The following is a 17,518-nucleotide window of genomic DNA, read 5'->3' as shown; positions in this document are numbered from 1 at the left end:
TTCTACAACAAAATAGGTTCCATAATATCCATAGGGGATTTACCCACTACAAATATTATAGAGCCTCTTTTTTTCATAAATCTGATTTTTTATAACTTGTTTGGAAAATAAAAAAATTTGATGAGCGAATGTGAAAAAATGGTAAGTAAATTTAGGAAAAACTAAGCACGATTGGATTTTTTGTGTTATAATATTCTGTGAATAGCTATGCCCTATTTTAGCTATATTGAATAGAAGTTTGAAACTTGGAAGAGAGAGGATGCGATGTGATGGCTAGAGATGGTTTTTTTACAGGCTTAGATATCGGAACCAATTCGATTAAGGTGTTGGTTGCAGAGCTTAGAAATGGTGAACTAAATGTAATTGGTGTAAGTAATGCCAAGAGTAAAGGTGTAAAGGATGGGATTATCGTTGATATTGAAGCAGCAGCAACTGCTATCAAGTCAGCTATTTCCCAAGCAGAAGAGAAAGCTGGCATTTCAATCAAATCAGTGAATGTTGGTTTGCCTGGAAATCTTTTGCAAGTAGAACCAACTCAAGGAATGATTCCAGTTACATCTGATACAAAAGAAATTACAGATCAAGATGTCGAAAATGTTGTTAAATCAGCTTTGACAAAGAGTATGACACCAGATCGTGAAGTCATTACGTTTATTCCAGAAGAATTTATCGTAGATGGCTTCCAAGGTATTCGTGACCCGCGTGGCATGATGGGGGTTCGTCTTGAAATGCGTGGTTTGCTTTACACAGGTCCACGTACTATTCTTCACAATTTACGCAAGACAGTTGAGCGCTCAGGTGTTCAAGTTGAAAATATTATTATTTCACCATTGGCTTTGGTTCGTTCAGTCTTGAACGAAGGAGAGCGTGAATTTGGAGCTACTGTGATTGATATGGGAGCAGGTCAAACAACTGTTGCTACAATCCGTAACCAAGAACTCCAGTTTACAAATATTCTTCAAGAAGGTGGAGATTATGTCACAAAAGATATCTCTAAGGTTTTGAAGACTTCACAAAAACTAGCTGAAGGATTGAAATTGAACTATGGTGAAGCCTACCCTTCACTTGCAAGCAATGAAACCTTCCAAGTTGAAGTAATTGGTGAAGTAGAGCCTGTAGAAGTTACAGAAAGCTACCTAGCAGAGATTATTTCAGCCCGCATTAAGCACATTTTTGAACAAATCAAACAAGAGTTGGAAAGAAGACATTTGTTGGATCTTCCAGGTGGGATTGTTCTGATTGGTGGAAATGCTATTTTACCAGGTGTTGTAGAACTTGCACAGGAAGTTTTTGGCGTTGGTGTCAAACTTTACGTTCCAAATCAAGTTGGAATCCGTAATCCTGCCTTCGCTCATGTGATTAGCTTGTCTGAATTTGCAGGTCAATTGACTGAAGTGCATTTATTGGCACAAAGAGCAGTCAAGGGTGAGGATACTTTGCGTCACCAACCTATTAATTTTGGTGGGATGATTCAACGCGTTACGCAAGTAGCACAACCTACCCCTATTCAACCAGTTCAAAATACTGAGGTAGAGCAATCAGCTTCTACGAACGTAGTTGCTCCGAAAGAAGATAAAGTATCTTCTCAAAATAAACCAAAAATCGCAGATCGTTTCCGTGGCTTAATCGGAAGCATGTTTGATGAATAAAAGAGGAAAAATAAACTATGACATTTTCATTTGATACAGCAGCAGCTCAAGGTGCAGTTATTAAAGTAATCGGTGTTGGTGGAGGTGGTGGTAACGCCATTAACCGCATGGTTGACGAAGGTGTTGCAGGCGTAGAATTTATCGCAGCAAACACAGATGTACAAGCTTTGAGTAGTACAAAAGCTGAGACTGTAATTCAGTTAGGTCCTAAATTGACTCGTGGTTTGGGTGCTGGCGGTCGACCTGAAGTTGGTCAAAAAGCTGCTGAAGAAAGCGAAGAAGCCTTGACTCAAGCTATTACTGGAGCAGACATGGTCTTCATTACTGCAGGTATGGGAGGTGGCTCTGGTACTGGTGCAGCTCCTGTTATTGCCCGCATTGCTAAAGATTTAGGTGCTCTTACAGTTGGTGTTGTGACACGTCCTTTCGGTTTCGAAGGAAGCAAACGTGGTCAGTATGCTGTAGAAGGAATCAATCAACTTCGTGAGCATGTAGATACTCTATTGATTATTTCAAACAACAACTTGCTTGAAATTGTTGATAAGAAAACTCCACTTCTTGAAGCTCTTAGCGAAGCAGATAACGTACTTCGCCAAGGTGTTCAAGGGATTACGGACTTGATTACAAATCCTGGTTTGATTAACCTTGACTTTGCTGATGTGAAAACAGTTATGGCAGATAAAGGGAACGCCCTAATGGGTATCGGTATCGGTAGTGGTGAAGAACGTGTAGTAGAAGCAGCTCGTAAGGCAATCTACTCACCACTTCTTGAAACAACTATTGACGGCGCTGAGGATGTTATCGTCAACGTTACTGGTGGTCCTGATTTGACTTTGATTGAAGCAGAAGAAGCTTCAGAAATCGTCAACCAAGCAGCTGGTCAAGGAGTAAACATTTGGTTGGGAACATCTATTGATGAAAACATGAAAGATGAAATTCGCGTAACAGTTGTGGCAACTGGTGTTCGTCAAGATCGTGTTGAAAAAGTTGTGGGCCATGCACCAAGACAAGCTGTTCGTCATGAACAAGTAAGCCCAAGTCATGCACACAATCATAATCGTCACTTTGATATGGCTGAAACTGCAGAAATTCCAAGTCCAGCACCTCGCCGTACAGAAACTTCTCAAACTTCAGCATTTGGTGATTGGGACTTGCGTCGTGAGACAATTGTTCGACCAACTGATTCAGTTGTATCACCTGTTGAACGTTTCGAAGCGCCATCTTTACACGATGAGGATGAATTAGACACTCCTCCATTTTTCAAAAATCGTTAAGTAAATGAATTTGAAAGAAAATACAGAACGTGTTTTTCAACAAATAAAAGATGCAAGTCAGCAGTCAGGAAGAGAAGCCAATTCTGTTTCGGTTGTTGCTGTTACAAAATATGTAGACGTACCGACAGCGGAGGCTTTGCTTCCGCTAGGTGTGCATCATATTGGTGAAAATCGTGTGGATAAATTTCTTGAGAAATATGAAGCTTTAAAAGATAGAAATATTACCTGGCATTTGATTGGAACCTTGCAAAGACGCAAGGTCAAAGATGTCATTCAGTATGTTGATTATTTCCATGCTTTGGATTCATTAAAGCTAGCAGAGGAAATTCAAAAAAGAAGTGACCGAGTTGTTAAGTGTTTCTTACAAGTAAATATCTCAAGGGAAGAGAGCAAACATGGTTTTTCAAGGGAAGAACTATTAGAGCTCTTGCCAGAATTGGCCACCTTAGATAAAATTGAATATGTCGGCTTGATGACCATGGCTCCTTTTGAAGCTAGTAGTGATGAGTTGAAAGAAATTTTTAAAGCTACGCAGGATTTGCAACTAGAAATTAGAGAAAAACAAATTCCCAATATGCCAATGACGGACTTGAGTATGGGTATGAGTCGTGACTACAAGGAAGCGATTGAATTTGGCTCAACCTTTGTCAGAATTGGTACAGCATTTTTTAAATAGGAAAGAAATATGTCTTTAAAAGATAGATTTGATAAATTTATAGATTATTTTACAGAAGATGGAGAAGATGTTGGTACTACATATCAGCCTAAAGCTGAAGAGCCGATTGTGACTCCAGTCCCTTCTGTTCAAGAGTTGCCTCAACAAGCTGGTAGCACGCCATCTAAAGATAAAAACATCACTCGTCTCCATGCCCGTCAACAAGAGTTGGCTATGCAAAGTCAACGTTCTACTGATAAGGTGACAATTGATGTTCGTTATCCACGTAAATACGAAGATGCCACAGATATTGTTGATTTATTAGCTGGTAACGAAAGTATTTTGATTGATTTCCAATATATGACAGAAGTTCAAGCACGTCGTTGTTTGGATTATCTAGACGGGGCTCGTCACGTTTTGGCTGGTAACATGAAAAAGGTAGCATCTACTATGTACCTACTGACACCAGTTGATGTTGTCGTTAATATTGAAGATATCAAAATCCCAGATGAATCACAAAATGGTGAATTTGGCTTTGACATGAAACGTACGAGAGTGAGATAATGCTCTTTCTCATTCGTTTTATTCAAAATGCAGTGGATATCTATTCACTGATTTTAATCGTGTTTGCTCTGATGTCTTGGTTTCCTAATGCTTATGAATCACGTCTTGGACGCTTGATTATTAGTTTAGTGAAACCGATAATAGCTCCCTTGCAACGTTTGCCACTTCAGATTGCTGGTCTTGACTTGTCTGTTTGGGTTGCGGTATTACTAGTTCATTTTCTAGGGGAACAATTGATTCGACTTTTAGTGATCTTTCTATGAACAAGATGATTTATCAACACTTTTCTAAGAATGATTCGTCTTTTATTGATAAGGGAGTAGAATGGATAAAAAAGGTAGAAGATTCTTATTCTCCTTTTTTAACACCCTTTATAAATCCCCATCAAGAAAAGATTTTAAAGGTTCTAGCATCGACCAACGGCATCTCCTATATGAGCAGTCGGCAGTTTCTTGAAACTGAATATGTACGGGTACTCCTGTATCCTGATTATTTTGAGCCGGAATTCTCTGATTTTGAACTATCCTTGCAAGAAATAGTCTATCCTAATAAGTTTGAACGCCTAACACATGCGAAAATATTAGGAACTGTTTTAAATCAGCTAGGAATCGATAGGAAGCTATTTGGTGATATCTTAGTCAACGAAGAGAGAGCACAGATTATCATTAATCGACAGTTTATGCTCCTTTTTCAAGACGGCATTACGAAAATTGCTCGGTTACCGGTTCGTCTAGAAGAACGGGATTTTACTGAAAGAATTGCTACAGTAGAAGATTATCAAGAATTAGATATTTGTATCGCTAGTTCTAGATTAGATGTTTTTCTAGCAGGTGTCTTCAAGCTGTCTAGAAATCAGGCAAGTCAGTTAATTGAAAAACAGGCAGTCCAAGTGAATTACCATTTAGTTGAAAAATCAGATTATGCAGTTCAAGTTGGTGATCTGATTAGTGTAAGGAAATTTGGTCGATTGAAACTCGTTAGAGATAATGGGCAAACAAAAAAAGATAAAAAGAAATTAACGGTCCAATTGTTATTAAGTAAGTGAGGAAAAATATGCCAATTACATCGTTAGAAATCAAAGATAAAACCTTTAGCACACGCTTTAGAGGGTTTGATCAAGAAGAAGTAGATGAGTTTTTAGATATTGTAGTCCGTGATTATGAAGATTTGGTTCGCTCTAATCATGATAAGGATTTACATATTAAGAGTTTGGAAGAGCGTTTGTCTTACTTTGATGAGATGAAAGATTCATTGAGTCAATCTGTATTGATTGCACAAGATACAGCAGAGCGAGTAAAACATGCTGCAACTGAACGTGCAAACAATATTATCCAACAGGCAGAGCAAGATGCACAACGTTTGTTGGAAGAAGCTAAGTACAAGGCAAATGAAATTCTTCGTCAAGCTACTGACAATGCTAAGAAGGTTGCTGTTGAAACAGAAGAATTGAAGAACAAGAGTCGTGTCTTCCATCAACGTCTTAAATCTACAATTGAGAGCCAGTTAGCAATTGTTGAATCTTCAGATTGGGAAGATATTCTTCGCCCAACAGCTACTTATCTTCAGACAAGTGATGAGGCCTTCAAAGAAGTGGTCAGCGAAGTCTTAGGTGACTCTGTCTTGCAACAACATCCAGAGGAAGAACCAATTGATATTACTCGCCAGTTTTCTCCCGAGGAAATGGCAGAGTTGCAAGCGCGTATCGAAGCGGCTAATAAGGAACTTGCAGAAGCCGAAGCAAGAGCTGAGCAGGAACAAGTGGTTTCACCAGCTCCGGTTGTTGAAGAAAGTCCAGCTCATCCAGTTGGTCCAATGTATGAAGAGCCAGAAGTAGCTCCAAGCCATTATTCAGGACCAACACCAGCTACTGAAGCTGTAAACTCAGAACCAGGTTTTGCGGCACCGCAAGAATCTGTTACAATTTTATAAGAAATATTCTGAGAACAATATCTTATCCTTATATTTCCAGCGAGCAGGAGATGGTGTGAGTCCTGTAATCCCTAATGCTAAGATTATCCTCTCAAAAACTCAAGTCTGAAGCTAGTAAGATTTGACGTTCCCCACGTTACGGGATAAGAGGGAGAAAGACTAAATCTTTTTCCGAATAAAGGTGGTACCACGATTTTCGTCCTTTTTGGCAGTCGTGGTTTTTAATTTGTTATTATTTATAAAGGAGATACCATGAAACTCAAAGATACCCTTAACCTTGGGAAAACAGCTTTCCCAATGCGTGCAGGACTTCCTACCAAAGAGCCAGTTTGGCAAAAGGAATGGGAAGATGCAAAGCTTTATCAACGTCGTCAAGAATTGAACCAAGGAAAACCTCATTTCACCTTGCATGATGGCCCTCCATACGCGAACGGAAATATTCACGTTGGACACGCTATGAACAAAATTTCAAAAGATATCATTGTTCGTTCAAAATCAATGTCAGGTTTTTACGCACCATTTATCCCAGGTTGGGACACTCATGGTCTGCCAATCGAGCAAGTTTTGGCAAAACAAGGTGTCAAACGTAAAGAAATGGACTTGGTTGAGTACTTGAAACTTTGCCGTGAATACGCTCTTTCTCAAGTAGATAAACAACGCGAAGACTTCAAACGTTTGGGTGTTTCTGGTGACTGGGAAAATCCATATGTGACTTTGACTCCTGATTATGAAGCAGCCCAAATCCGTGTCTTCGGTGAGATGGCTAATAAAGGTTATATCTACCGTGGTGCCAAGCCAGTTTACTGGTCATGGTCATCTGAGTCTGCCCTTGCTGAAGCGGAGATTGAATACCATGATTTGGTTTCAACTTCCCTTTACTATGCCAATAAAGTAAAAGATGGCAAAGGTGTTCTAGATACAGATACTTATATCGTAGTCTGGACAACAACTCCATTTACCATCACAGCTTCTCGTGGTTTGACTGTTGGTGCAGATATTGATTACGTTTTGGTTCAACCTGCTGGTGAAACTCGTAAGTTTGTGGTTGCTGCAGAATTGTTGACTAGCTTATCTGAAAAATTTGGCTGGGTTGATGTTCAAGTTTTGGCAACTTACCGTGGTCAAGAATTGAACCACATCGTAACAGAACATCCATGGGATACAGCTGTAGATGAATTGGTTATCCTTGGTGACCACGTTACAACTGACTCTGGTACTGGTATTGTCCATACAGCCCCTGGTTTTGGTGAGGATGACTACAATGTTGGTATTGCTAATGGTCTTGAAGTCGCAGTGACTGTTGACGAACGTGGTATCATGATGGCTAATGCTGGTCCTGAGTTTGAAGGTCAATTCTATGAAAAGGTAGTTCCAACTGTTATTGAAAAACTTGGTAACCTCCTTCTTGCCCAAGAAGAAATCTCTCACTCATACCCATTTGACTGGCGTACCAAGAAACCAATCATCTGGCGTGCAGTACCACAATGGTTTGCCTCAGTTTCTAAATTCCGCCAAGAAATCTTGGACGAAATTGAAAAAGTGAAATTCCACTCAGAATGGGGTAAAGTTCGTCTTTACAACATGATTCGTGACCGTGGCGACTGGGTTATCTCTCGTCAACGTGCTTGGGGTGTTCCACTTCCTATCTTCTACGCTGAAGACGGTACAGCGATTATGACTGCTGAAACTATTGAACACGTGGCTCAACTCTTTGAGGAACATGGTTCAAGCATTTGGTGGGAACGTGATGCTAAGGACCTCTTGCCAGAAGGATTTAGTCATCCAGGTTCACCAAATGGTGAGTTCAAAAAAGAAACAGATATCATGGACGTTTGGTTTGACTCAGGTTCATCATGGAATGGAGTCGTAGTAAACCGTCCTGAGTTGACTTACCCAGCAGACCTTTACCTAGAAGGTTCTGACCAATACCGTGGTTGGTTTAACTCATCACTCATCACATCTGTTGCTAACCATGGCGTAGCACCTTACAAACAAATATTGTCACAAGGATTTGCTCTTGATGGTAAAGGTGAGAAGATGTCTAAATCTCTTGGAAATACCATTGCTCCAAGTGATGTTGAAAAACAATTTGGTGCTGAAATCTTGCGTCTCTGGGTAACAAGTGTTGACTCAAGCAATGACGTACGTATCTCTATGGATATCTTGAGCCAAGTCTCTGAAACTTACCGTAAAATCCGTAACACCCTTCGTTTCTTGATTGCTAATACATCTGACTTTAACCCAGCTCAAGATTCAGTCGCTTACGATGAGCTTCGTTCAGTTGATAAGTACATGACGATTCGCTTTAACCAGCTTGTCAAGACCATTCGTGATGCTTATGCTAACTTTGAATTCTTGACAATCTATAAGGCCTTGGTGAACTTTATCAACGTTGATTTGTCAGCCTTCTACCTTGATTTTGCTAAGGACGTTGTTTACATCGAAGGTGCCAAATCACTGGAACGCCGTCAAATGCAGACTGTCTTCTATGATATTCTTGTGAAAATCACCAAACTCTTGACACCAATCCTTCCTCACACAGCAGAGGAAATCTGGTCATATCTTGAGTTTGAAGCTGAAGACTTCGTTCAATTGTCAGAATTGCCAGAAGCGGAAACTTTTGCTAGTCAAGAAGAAATCTTGGATACATGGGCTGCCTTCATGGACTTCCGTGGACAAGCTCAAAAAGCCTTGGAAGAAGCTCGTAATGCAAAAGTTATCGGTAAATCACTTGAAGCTCACTTGACAGTTTATCCAAACGAAGTTGTGAAAACTCTACTCGAAGCAGTAAACAGCAATGTAGCTCAACTTTTGATCGTGTCTGACTTGACCATTGCAGAAGAACCAGCTCCGGAAAATGCTGTGAGCTTTGAAGATGTAGCTTTCACTGTTGAACGCGCTGCAGGCCAAGTATGTGACCGTTGCCGTCGCATCGATCCAACAACAGCAGAACGTAGCTACCACGCAGTCATCTGTGACCACTGTGCAAGCATCGTAGAAGAAAACTTTGCGGAAGCAGTCGCAGAAGGATTTGAAGCGAAATAAGTTGTGTAGAGTCTGGGACAAAAAGATTTTGATTTTAGGAATTCTTTATTATAAATTTTAAAAATCGATGGATTAGACAAAAAAGCGAACAAGACAGAATTCTGAGTGTCAGATAACTCGTTTTGTTCGCTTTTTATATTTAAGGTTAGACTTTTGTCCTAGACTCTTTTGTATATTTATAAATGAGAAGAAAAGTGATTCAAATGAATTGAAGAATGCTGGTACTATTTTAGGACAAGTTAGAGAATTTATAGTATAATGATGGTTGTAGATTGAATATATCAAAATATATACAGAAGTATTTTTGTTTCTTGTAAGTTTATCATAGTGAGGAAGCAAAATGCTTCTTCTATTTTGAAATGAATAAAATAGTAGAGAGGATATAGAATGAAAAAGTTTTTTGGAGAGAAGCAGCATCGTTTTTCCTTACGAAAGTTAGCGATTGGTCTTGTATCTGCTTCAATTTCTAGCTTATTTTTTGTGTCTATTGCTAGCAGTGGGACCGTATTTGCTCAAGAAAATGTATCTGTTCACTACAAATACGTGACGGATACAGAACTGAGTAGTCATGAGAAGGACTTGATTGTAAAGGACATTCCTAAAATTGCTGACGATAGTGAGAGTACCTATTATCTAGTCTATCGTATGGATGAAAAAGCCCAACTAGGTCAGTTGCCTAATACCGGTGAGCACAGTAATCTGGTTACCGTCCTTTCGGGTGGAGCCCTCGCTTCGATTGGACTCCTTATTTTTGCTGTTTCGAGAAAGAAAGGCAAGAAGAAAGTACTGTTGAAGGTTGTTTTGATAACAGGCATGGGGAGCGGTTTGGTTTCTTCGGTTCAGGCTATTGAAAATCAACTCTTGCTCCAATATAATCAAGAATATCAATTATCCCAAGGAGATAGTCTGCCTTTGCCACGCACCCTATCGGGTTATACTTACCTAGGCTATATTAAGCAAGACAAGAAAATTAATCAGTTAGAAACTGTTGCTAGAGATCAGAAACTAGAGGATACGGTTCACCCTCATGTCCAGACCAAGGAAGGTGGACAAGAGGCAGTAGATAAACAGAAAGATTCATCTCAAATCCGTCCAGTAGAGAAATCAGCTCCTTCTCTAGATTCATCCAATCCAAAACCGTCTGGTATTGCTAGTGTGGATCCTCATGACGAAGTCTTGGCTGGTCGTTTAAATAAACCAGAGCTCTTATACAAAGATCAAGAGATTGAAACCAAGCTAGACTTTGATGAAGTGGTTCAAGAGAATCCAGATTTAATTGAGGAAACTATTCGTGTCAGACAAGAAGGTCATGCTGGGAAGAAGATCGAGCTTGTTCGCATTTTTACTGTTGAAAACCAAGAAATTTCCCGAGAAGTTCTCTTGGCTAAGGTAGAAGAAGCCTTACCACGTATAGTAGAAAAAGGGACTAAGAAGGCAGTTGTACCGAGTGAAATACCCCAGTCTGCAAGAAAAGGTGAGCCTGAGACCCATGCTTCCTTACCAGAATATAAAGGTGAGCAATCGGGAGCTGTTGTAGCCCCTGAGACAGCCGAAAAACCAGAATATACTGGCACCCAATCTGGATCAATAGTCGAAGCAGAGAAAATTTCTCCGCTACCTGAATATCAGGGAACGCAAGCTGGTGCGATTGTTGAATCAAAGACACGGACCTCCTTACCAGAATATAAAGGTGAGCAATCGGGAGCTGTTGTAGCCCCTGAGACAGCTGAAAAACTAGAATATACAGGAACTCAATCAGGTGCTATTGTCGAACCTGAGCAAGTTGCCCCACAGCCAGAGTACAAAGGGATTCAATCTGGTACCATTGTTGAACCAGAAAAGCATGAACCAGAGGTTGAAGGTGCCCAGTCAGGTGCTTTGGTAGAACCAGAAACGGCTGAGAAGCCATCCTATACAGGTCCCCAGTCCGGAGCGGTTGTTGAACCAGAGACTCATGCTTCCTTACCAGAATATAAAGGTGAGCAATCAGGAGCTATTATAGCCCCAGAGACAACTGAAACACCAGAATATAGAGGAACTCAAGCGGGAGCGATTGTAGCTCCTGAAACAGCTGACAAACCAGAGTATACAGGCACCCAGTCCGGAGCGATTGTTGAACCAGAGACACGGGCTTCCTTACCAGAATATAAAGGTGAGCAATCAGGAGCTGTTGTAGCCCCTGAGACGGCCGAAAAACCAGAATATACAGGCACTCAGTCCGGAGCGGTTGTTGAACCCGAACAAATTGCCCCTCTTCCAGAATATACTGGCAATATTGAGCAAGCAAAACCAGAAAATCCGTCTGAAAAACTAAAAGAAAAAGATCCAGAAAAAACACTTGAATTAAGAAATGTTTCTGATCTGGAGTTATATAGTCAGACCAATGGTACTTACAAACAACATGTTTCTTTAGACAGTGTTCCAAGTAATATAGACACTTACTTTGTTAAGGTAAAATCGTCGTCATTCAAAGATGTCTATCTACCTGTCGCTTCAATAACTGCAGAAATAAAAAATGGACAATCCGTTTATAAAATCATAGCCAAATCTGAGAAACTCCAGCAAGAGCTAGAAAATAAATATGTCGATAATTTCACCTTCTATCTCGCAAAAAAGGCCACAGAAGAAACAACAACCTTCACTTCCTTTAGCAACCTGGTTAAAGCTATCAACAAGAATCTCTCTGGAACCTATCATTTAGCGGCTAGCTTGAATGCCAACGAAGTGGAGTTGGGACCTGATGACAGATCTTACATCAAGGGCACCTTTACTGGTCAGTTGATTGGTGAAAAAGATGGTAAGCAGTATGCTATTTACAATTTGAAAAAGCCTCTTTTTGAAAGCTTGAGAGGGGCCACAGTAGAAAAGTTGAGCCTAAAAAATGTCTCTATTTCAGGTAAAGATGATATCGGTTCACTGGCCAATGAAGCTACGGATAACACAAAGATTAAGCAAGTTCATGTCGATGGTGTTCTGGCTGGGGAACGTGGTATCGGTGGTTTGTTGGCTAAGGCAGACCAATCAAGCATCACAGAGAGCAGTTTTAAGGGAAGAATTGTTAATACCTACGAAACGACTGCTGCATACAATATTGGTGGTCTGGTCGGTCATTTGACAGGAGGCAGAGCTTCACTGACTAAGTCAAAAGCGACAGTAGTCATTTCATCCAACACGAATAGTTCAGATCAGACTGTCGGTGGGATAGCAGGTCTAGTAGACCAAGATGCGCATATACAGGATAGCTATGCTGAAGGTGATATCAACAATGTCAAGCACTTTGGTAGAGTTGCGGGTGTGGCTGGATATTTGTGGGATCGAAAGACGAATGAGGAACAGCATGCAGGAAGATTGACCAATGTACTAAGTGATGTCAATGTAACCAACGGGAATGCTATTACCGGTTACCACTATAATGAAATGAAGGTGGCTAATACATTCAGCAACAAAGCTAATAGAGTTTACAATGTCACCTTGGTCAGGGAAGAAGTCGTCAGCAAGGAATCATTTGTAGAAAGAGGAACAATTTTAGATGCTTCTGAAGTGACTAATAAAAAAGCAGAAATCAAACCTCTCACCCCTCCAACAGTGGAGCCTCTTTCAACAAGTGGTAGTAAAGAAAGTGATTTTTCTAAGGTGAAGCATTATCAAGCTCAGCGCGCCTTGGCTTATAAAAATATTGAAAAATTGCTACCTTTCTACAACAAGGCAACCATCGTCAAATACGGAAACCTAGTTAACGAGAACAGTCTTTTATATCAAAAAGAACTCTTGTCAGCAGTCATGATGAAGGATGACCAAGTCATCACAGATATTGTTTCCAACAAACGGACTGCAAACAAACTCTTGCTCCATTACCAGGATCATTCCTCTGAAACATTCCAGCTCAAGTACCAGACTGATTTTGCTAAGTTAGCAGAATATAGTCTAGGAGATACGGGGCTTCTCTATACGCCAAACCAATTCTTGTATAATCAAGAAACGATTATCCAGCAAGTCTTACCAGAATTGAAGAAGGTAAATTATCATTCAGACGCTATTAGAAACACACTTGGTATTTCACCAAAAGTGAAGCAAACCGAGCTCTATTTAGAAGAACAGTTTACTAAAACGAAGGAACATCTAGAAGAAAGTCTGAGAAAACTCTTGTCAGCGGATGCTGGTCTAGTGGAAAACAATCAAGTAATGACAGATTACATCGTAGATAAAATCAAGCGCAACAAGGAAGCCTTGCTTCTTGGTATGAGCTATTTAGAGCGTTGGTATAACTTTAGCTATGGTCAGGTTAATATTAAAGACTTGGTCTTGTATCACCTTGATTTCTTTGGCAAAGGAAATGCATCTCCGTTAGATACTTTGATTGAGTTAGGGAAATCAGGATTTAATAATCTGCTTGCTAAGAACAACGTTGATACTTATGGTATCAGTCTTGCCAGCCATCATGGAACGACAGATTTGTTTAGCACGCTAGAAAATTACCGAAAAGTCTTTTTACCAAACACTAGCAACAATGACTGGTTTAAAAAACAGACCAAAGCTTTCATTGTCGAAGAAAAATCCACTATTGCAGAGGTCAAAGCCAAGCAAGAGCAAGCAGGGACTAAGTATTCTATCGGTGTTTATGACCGAATTACTAGTAGTACTTGGAAATACCGCAATATGATCTTGCCACTCCTTACTTTGCCAGAAAGATCTGTATTTGTCATCTCAATCTTGTCTAGCCTAGGATTTGGCGCTTACGATCGCTACCGCAACAGTGACTATAAGGCTGGAGATGAACTCAATAAGTTTGTTGAAGATAATGCGCGTGAAACAGCCAAGCGTCAGCGAGATCACTATGATTATTGGTATCGTATTTTGGATGAACAGTCACGTGAAAAACTCTATCGTACGATCCTGCTTTATGATGCCTATAAATTTGGTGATGATCATACTGAAGGAAAGGCTTCAACAATCGCAGACTTTGAGAATTCAAATCCTGCAATGCAACATTTCTTTGGACCAGTTGGTAACAAGGTGGTTCATAATCATCACGGTGCATACGCAACAGGAGATGGTGTCTATTATATGTCTTACCGTATGTTGGATAAGGATGGCGCTATTACGTATACCCATGAGATGACCCATGATTCAGATCAGGATATCTATCTTGGTGGCTATGGTAGAAGAAGTGGTCTTGGTCCTGAGTTCTTTGCTAAAGGCTTATTACAAGCGCCAGATCATCCAAATGATGCGACCATTACCATTAACTCAATCTTGAAACATTCAAAATCAGATAGCATGGAAGGATCCCGTCTACAAGTCTTAGATCCGACGGAACGATTCAAAGATGCATCCGATCTCCAGAAATACGCTCATAATATGTTTGACCTCATCTATCTGTTGGAATATCTTGAAGGGCAATCGATCGTTAAGAAACTGAACGTATCTCAGAAAATGGAAGCTCTTAGAAAAATTGAGAACAAGTATGTGAAAGATCCAGCAGACGGAAATGAGGTTTATGCCACTAACGTAGTCAAAGAATTGACAGAAAGTGAAGCTAAAAAATTGACCAGCTTTGATAGTTTGATTGACAATAACATTCTTTCGGCTCGTGAGTATCAGGCTGGCACTTATGAGAGAAATGGCTACTTTACGATTAAACTCTTTGCACCAATCTTTTCAGCATTGAGCAGTGAGAAAGGTACTCCTGGAGATCTTATGGGACGTAGGATAGCTTATGAACTCTTAGCTGCTAAAGGATTTAAAGATGGTATGGTCCCATATATTTCCAACCAATATGAAGAAATTGCTAAACAAAATGGTCAGACAATCAATCTCTACGGTAAAAAGCAAGGATTAGTGACAGATAAGCTTGTTTTAGAAAAGCTATTTGGTGGTCAGTATTCATCTTGGGCAGCCTTTAAAAAAGCTATGTATCAAGAGCGCGTTGCTCAGTTTGATCATTTGAATAAAGTTACTTTTAAAGATCCGACGCAATCATGGATGAGCAATGCCAAGAAAACCATTCAAAGAGTAAATGAGTTGCAAGAACTCATGGACCAAGCTGTTTTACAGGATGCTACAGGTCCTCGTTGGAGTAATTATAATCCAGAGACTGACAGTGCAGTCCATAAACTTAAGAGAGCAGTCTTTAAAGCCTACCTAGACCAAACAAATGATTTTAGAACTTCTATTTTTGCAAATAAAAAGTAATGAATTATAGAAGTTCCTAGTCAGGATGAGAGGACTTTACTTTCTGACTGTCAGAACTTGTCGATTTTAACTAGCTTTTTTGTGAAAAATTGTGTAGAATAGAATAGATAAACGAGGGGAAACCTCGGAAAATTTAAAGGAGAATCCATCTAATGGTAAAATTGGTTTTTGCTCGCCACGGTGAGTCTGAATGGAACAAAGCTAACCTTTTCACTGGTTGGGCTGATGTTGATTTGTCTGAAAAAGGTACACAACAAGCGATTGACGCTGGTAAATTGATCAAAGAAGCTGGTATCGAATTTGACCAAGCTTACACTTCAGTATTGAAACGTGCTATCAAAACAACGAACTTGGCTCTTGAAGCTTCTGACCAATTGTGGGTTCCAGTTGAAAAATCATGGCGCTTGAACGAACGTCACTACGGTGGTTTGACTGGTAAAAACAAAGCTGAAGCTGCTGAACAATTTGGTGATGAGCAAGTTCACATCTGGCGTCGTTCATACGATGTATTGCCTCCAAACATGGATCGTGATGATGAGCATTCAGCTCACACTGACCGTCGTTACGCTTCACTTGACGATTCAGTTATTCCAGATGCTGAAAACTTGAAAGTGACTTTGGAACGTGCCCTTCCATTCTGGGAAGATAAAATCGCTCCAGCTCTTAAAGATGGTAAAAACGTATTCGTAGGAGCTCACGGTAACTCAATCCGTGCCCTTGTAAAACACATCAAAGGTTTGTCAGATGACGAAATCATGGACGTGGAAATCCCTAACTTCCCACCATTGGTATTCGAATTCGACGAAAAATTGAACGTCGTTTCTGAATACTACCTTGGAAAATAATTTGTAAAAAGAAAGCCTAGGAATACCTAGGTTTTTCGGCTCTTTGTCAACTGTAGTAGGTTGAAGAAAAGCTAAGATCTAGAAAGGACAAATTTCGTCCTTTCTTTTTTGATATTTAGAGCGATGAAAATCCGTTTTTTGAAGTTTTCAAAGTTCCGAAATCCAAAGGCATTGCGCTTGATAAGTTTGATGAGATTATTGGTGGCTTCCAGTTTGGCGTTGGAATAGGGTAGTTGAAGGGCGTTGACAATTTTCTCTTTGTCCTTTAGAAAGGTTTTAAAAACAGTATGAAAAAGAGGATGAACCTGCTTTATATTGTCCTCAATGAGTCCGAAAAATTTGTCAGGCTTCTTGTCCTGAAAGTGAAACAGCAAGAGTTGATAGAGATGGTAGTGGTGTTTCAAGTCTTCTGAATAGCTCAAAAGCTTGTCTAGAATTTCTTTATTCGTCAAGTGCATGCGAAAAGTAGGGCGATAGAAACGTTTATAGCTGAGTTTTCGACTATCTTGTTGGATGAGTTTCCAGTAGCGTTTGATAGCCTTGTATTCATGGGATTTTCGTTCAAACTGATTTATGATTTGGACGCGCACACGACTCATAGCACGGCTTAGATGTTGTACAATATGGAAACGATCTAGAACGATTTTAGCACACGGAAAAAGTTTTCTAGCCAAGTCATAGTAGGGACTAAACATATCCATAGTAATGATTTTCACTCGACATCGGACTGCCCTATCATATTTAAGAAAGTGATTTCGGATAATAGCTTGTGTTCTACCTTCAAGAACAGCGGTGATATTGAGCTTTTCAAAATCTTGTGCAATGAAACTCATTTTTCCCTTTGTAAAGGAGTACTCATCCCAAGACATAATCTCTGGAAGATGAGAAAAATCATGCTTAAAACGGAAGTCATTGAGCTTGCGAATGACAGTTGAAGTTGAAATGGACAGCTGATGAGCAATATCGGTCAAAGAAGTCTTTTCAATCAGCTTCTGAGCAATTTTTTGGTTGATGATACGAGGGATTTGATGATTTTTCTTTACTAGAGGAGTCTCAGCGACCGCCATTTTCGAGCACTGATAGCACTTAAAACGGCGTTTTTTAAGGAGAATTCTAGTAGCCATACCAGTCGTTTCAAGGTAAGGAATCTTAGACGGTTTTTGAAAGTCATATTTCTTCATTTGACTTCCGCACTCAGGGCAAGATGGGGCGTCGTAGTTCAGTTTGGCGATGATTTCCCTGAGTGTATCCTTATTGATGATGTCCATAAATTGGATATTAGGGTCTTTGATATCTAGCAGTTTTGTGATAAAATGTAATTGTTCCATATGATTCTTTCTAATGAGTTGTTTTGTCGCTTTTCAT

At 39.9% G+C, this 17,518-nt stretch carries 11 protein-coding genes; 10 read left to right on the top strand and 1 reads right to left on the bottom strand.

Annotated elements, in window-relative coordinates:
• Positions 1-269: 269 nt before the first annotated feature.
• From ftsA to ACLV7W_RS07530, 10 genes are all read left to right on the top strand, one after another.
• Positions 270-1,649 carry a cell division protein FtsA gene (ftsA, locus tag ACLV7W_RS07575; RefSeq protein ID WP_140224369.1) on the top strand — a complete coding sequence of 460 codons (1,380 nt, stop codon included), beginning with the start codon at positions 270-272 and terminating at the stop codon, positions 1,647-1,649.
• 17 nt (positions 1,650-1,666) lie between these two features.
• Complete coding sequence (gene ftsZ, locus ACLV7W_RS07570; RefSeq protein WP_411865725.1) at positions 1,667-2,923, top strand: cell division protein FtsZ; 1,257 nt, start codon at positions 1,667-1,669, stop codon at positions 2,921-2,923.
• A gap of 4 nt (positions 2,924-2,927) precedes the next feature.
• The gene (locus ACLV7W_RS07565; RefSeq protein WP_004261850.1) at positions 2,928-3,599 is read left to right on the top strand and encodes a YggS family pyridoxal phosphate-dependent enzyme; all 672 of its coding nucleotides are present in this window, start codon (positions 2,928-2,930) and stop codon (positions 3,597-3,599) included.
• Between the two features lie 9 nt (positions 3,600-3,608).
• Positions 3,609-4,142: a cell division protein SepF gene (locus ACLV7W_RS07560; protein ID WP_000053357.1), complete on the top strand. Its 534-nt coding sequence runs from the start codon at positions 3,609-3,611 to the stop codon at positions 4,140-4,142.
• Positions 4,142-4,405, top strand: coding sequence for a YggT family protein (locus tag ACLV7W_RS07555; RefSeq protein ID WP_411865724.1), 264 nt, complete (start codon positions 4,142-4,144; stop codon positions 4,403-4,405). Before ACLV7W_RS07560 ends, ACLV7W_RS07555 begins: the two co-directional genes overlap by 1 nt.
• Positions 4,402-5,187: an RNA-binding protein gene (locus ACLV7W_RS07550; protein WP_411865723.1), complete on the top strand. Its 786-nt coding sequence runs from the start codon at positions 4,402-4,404 to the stop codon at positions 5,185-5,187. Before ACLV7W_RS07555 ends, ACLV7W_RS07550 begins: the two co-directional genes overlap by 4 nt.
• A gap of 8 nt (positions 5,188-5,195) precedes the next feature.
• Complete coding sequence (locus ACLV7W_RS07545) at positions 5,196-6,071, top strand: DivIVA domain-containing protein (RefSeq protein ID WP_314726006.1); 876 nt, start codon at positions 5,196-5,198, stop codon at positions 6,069-6,071.
• A gap of 252 nt (positions 6,072-6,323) precedes the next feature.
• Complete coding sequence (gene ileS / locus ACLV7W_RS07540) at positions 6,324-9,116, top strand: isoleucine--tRNA ligase (protein ID WP_411865722.1); 2,793 nt, start codon at positions 6,324-6,326, stop codon at positions 9,114-9,116.
• Positions 9,117-9,503: 387 nt separating this feature from the next.
• Positions 9,504-15,308, top strand: coding sequence for a ZmpA/ZmpB/ZmpC family metallo-endopeptidase (locus tag ACLV7W_RS07535; protein WP_411865721.1), 5,805 nt, complete (start codon positions 9,504-9,506; stop codon positions 15,306-15,308).
• Between the two features lie 152 nt (positions 15,309-15,460).
• Positions 15,461-16,153 carry a phosphoglycerate mutase gene (locus tag ACLV7W_RS07530; protein WP_000240129.1) on the top strand — a complete coding sequence of 231 codons (693 nt, stop codon included), beginning with the start codon at positions 15,461-15,463 and terminating at the stop codon, positions 16,151-16,153.
• A 71-nt stretch (positions 16,154-16,224) separates the two neighbouring features.
• Here ACLV7W_RS07530 and ACLV7W_RS07525 read toward each other — a convergent pair whose 3' ends face one another.
• Positions 16,225-17,481: an ISL3 family transposase gene (locus ACLV7W_RS07525; RefSeq protein WP_411865720.1), complete on the bottom strand. Its 1,257-nt coding sequence runs from the start codon at positions 17,479-17,481 to the stop codon at positions 16,225-16,227.
• Positions 17,482-17,518 lie beyond the last annotated feature (37 nt).

The sequence above is a fragment of the Streptococcus mitis genome (assembly GCF_965111735.1).
GTDB classification, from domain to species: Bacteria; Bacillota; Bacilli; order Lactobacillales; family Streptococcaceae; genus Streptococcus; species Streptococcus mitis_DR.
The sequence above is the reverse complement of the archived record's forward strand: the minus strand, read 5'-3'. Positions and strand labels throughout refer to the sequence as shown.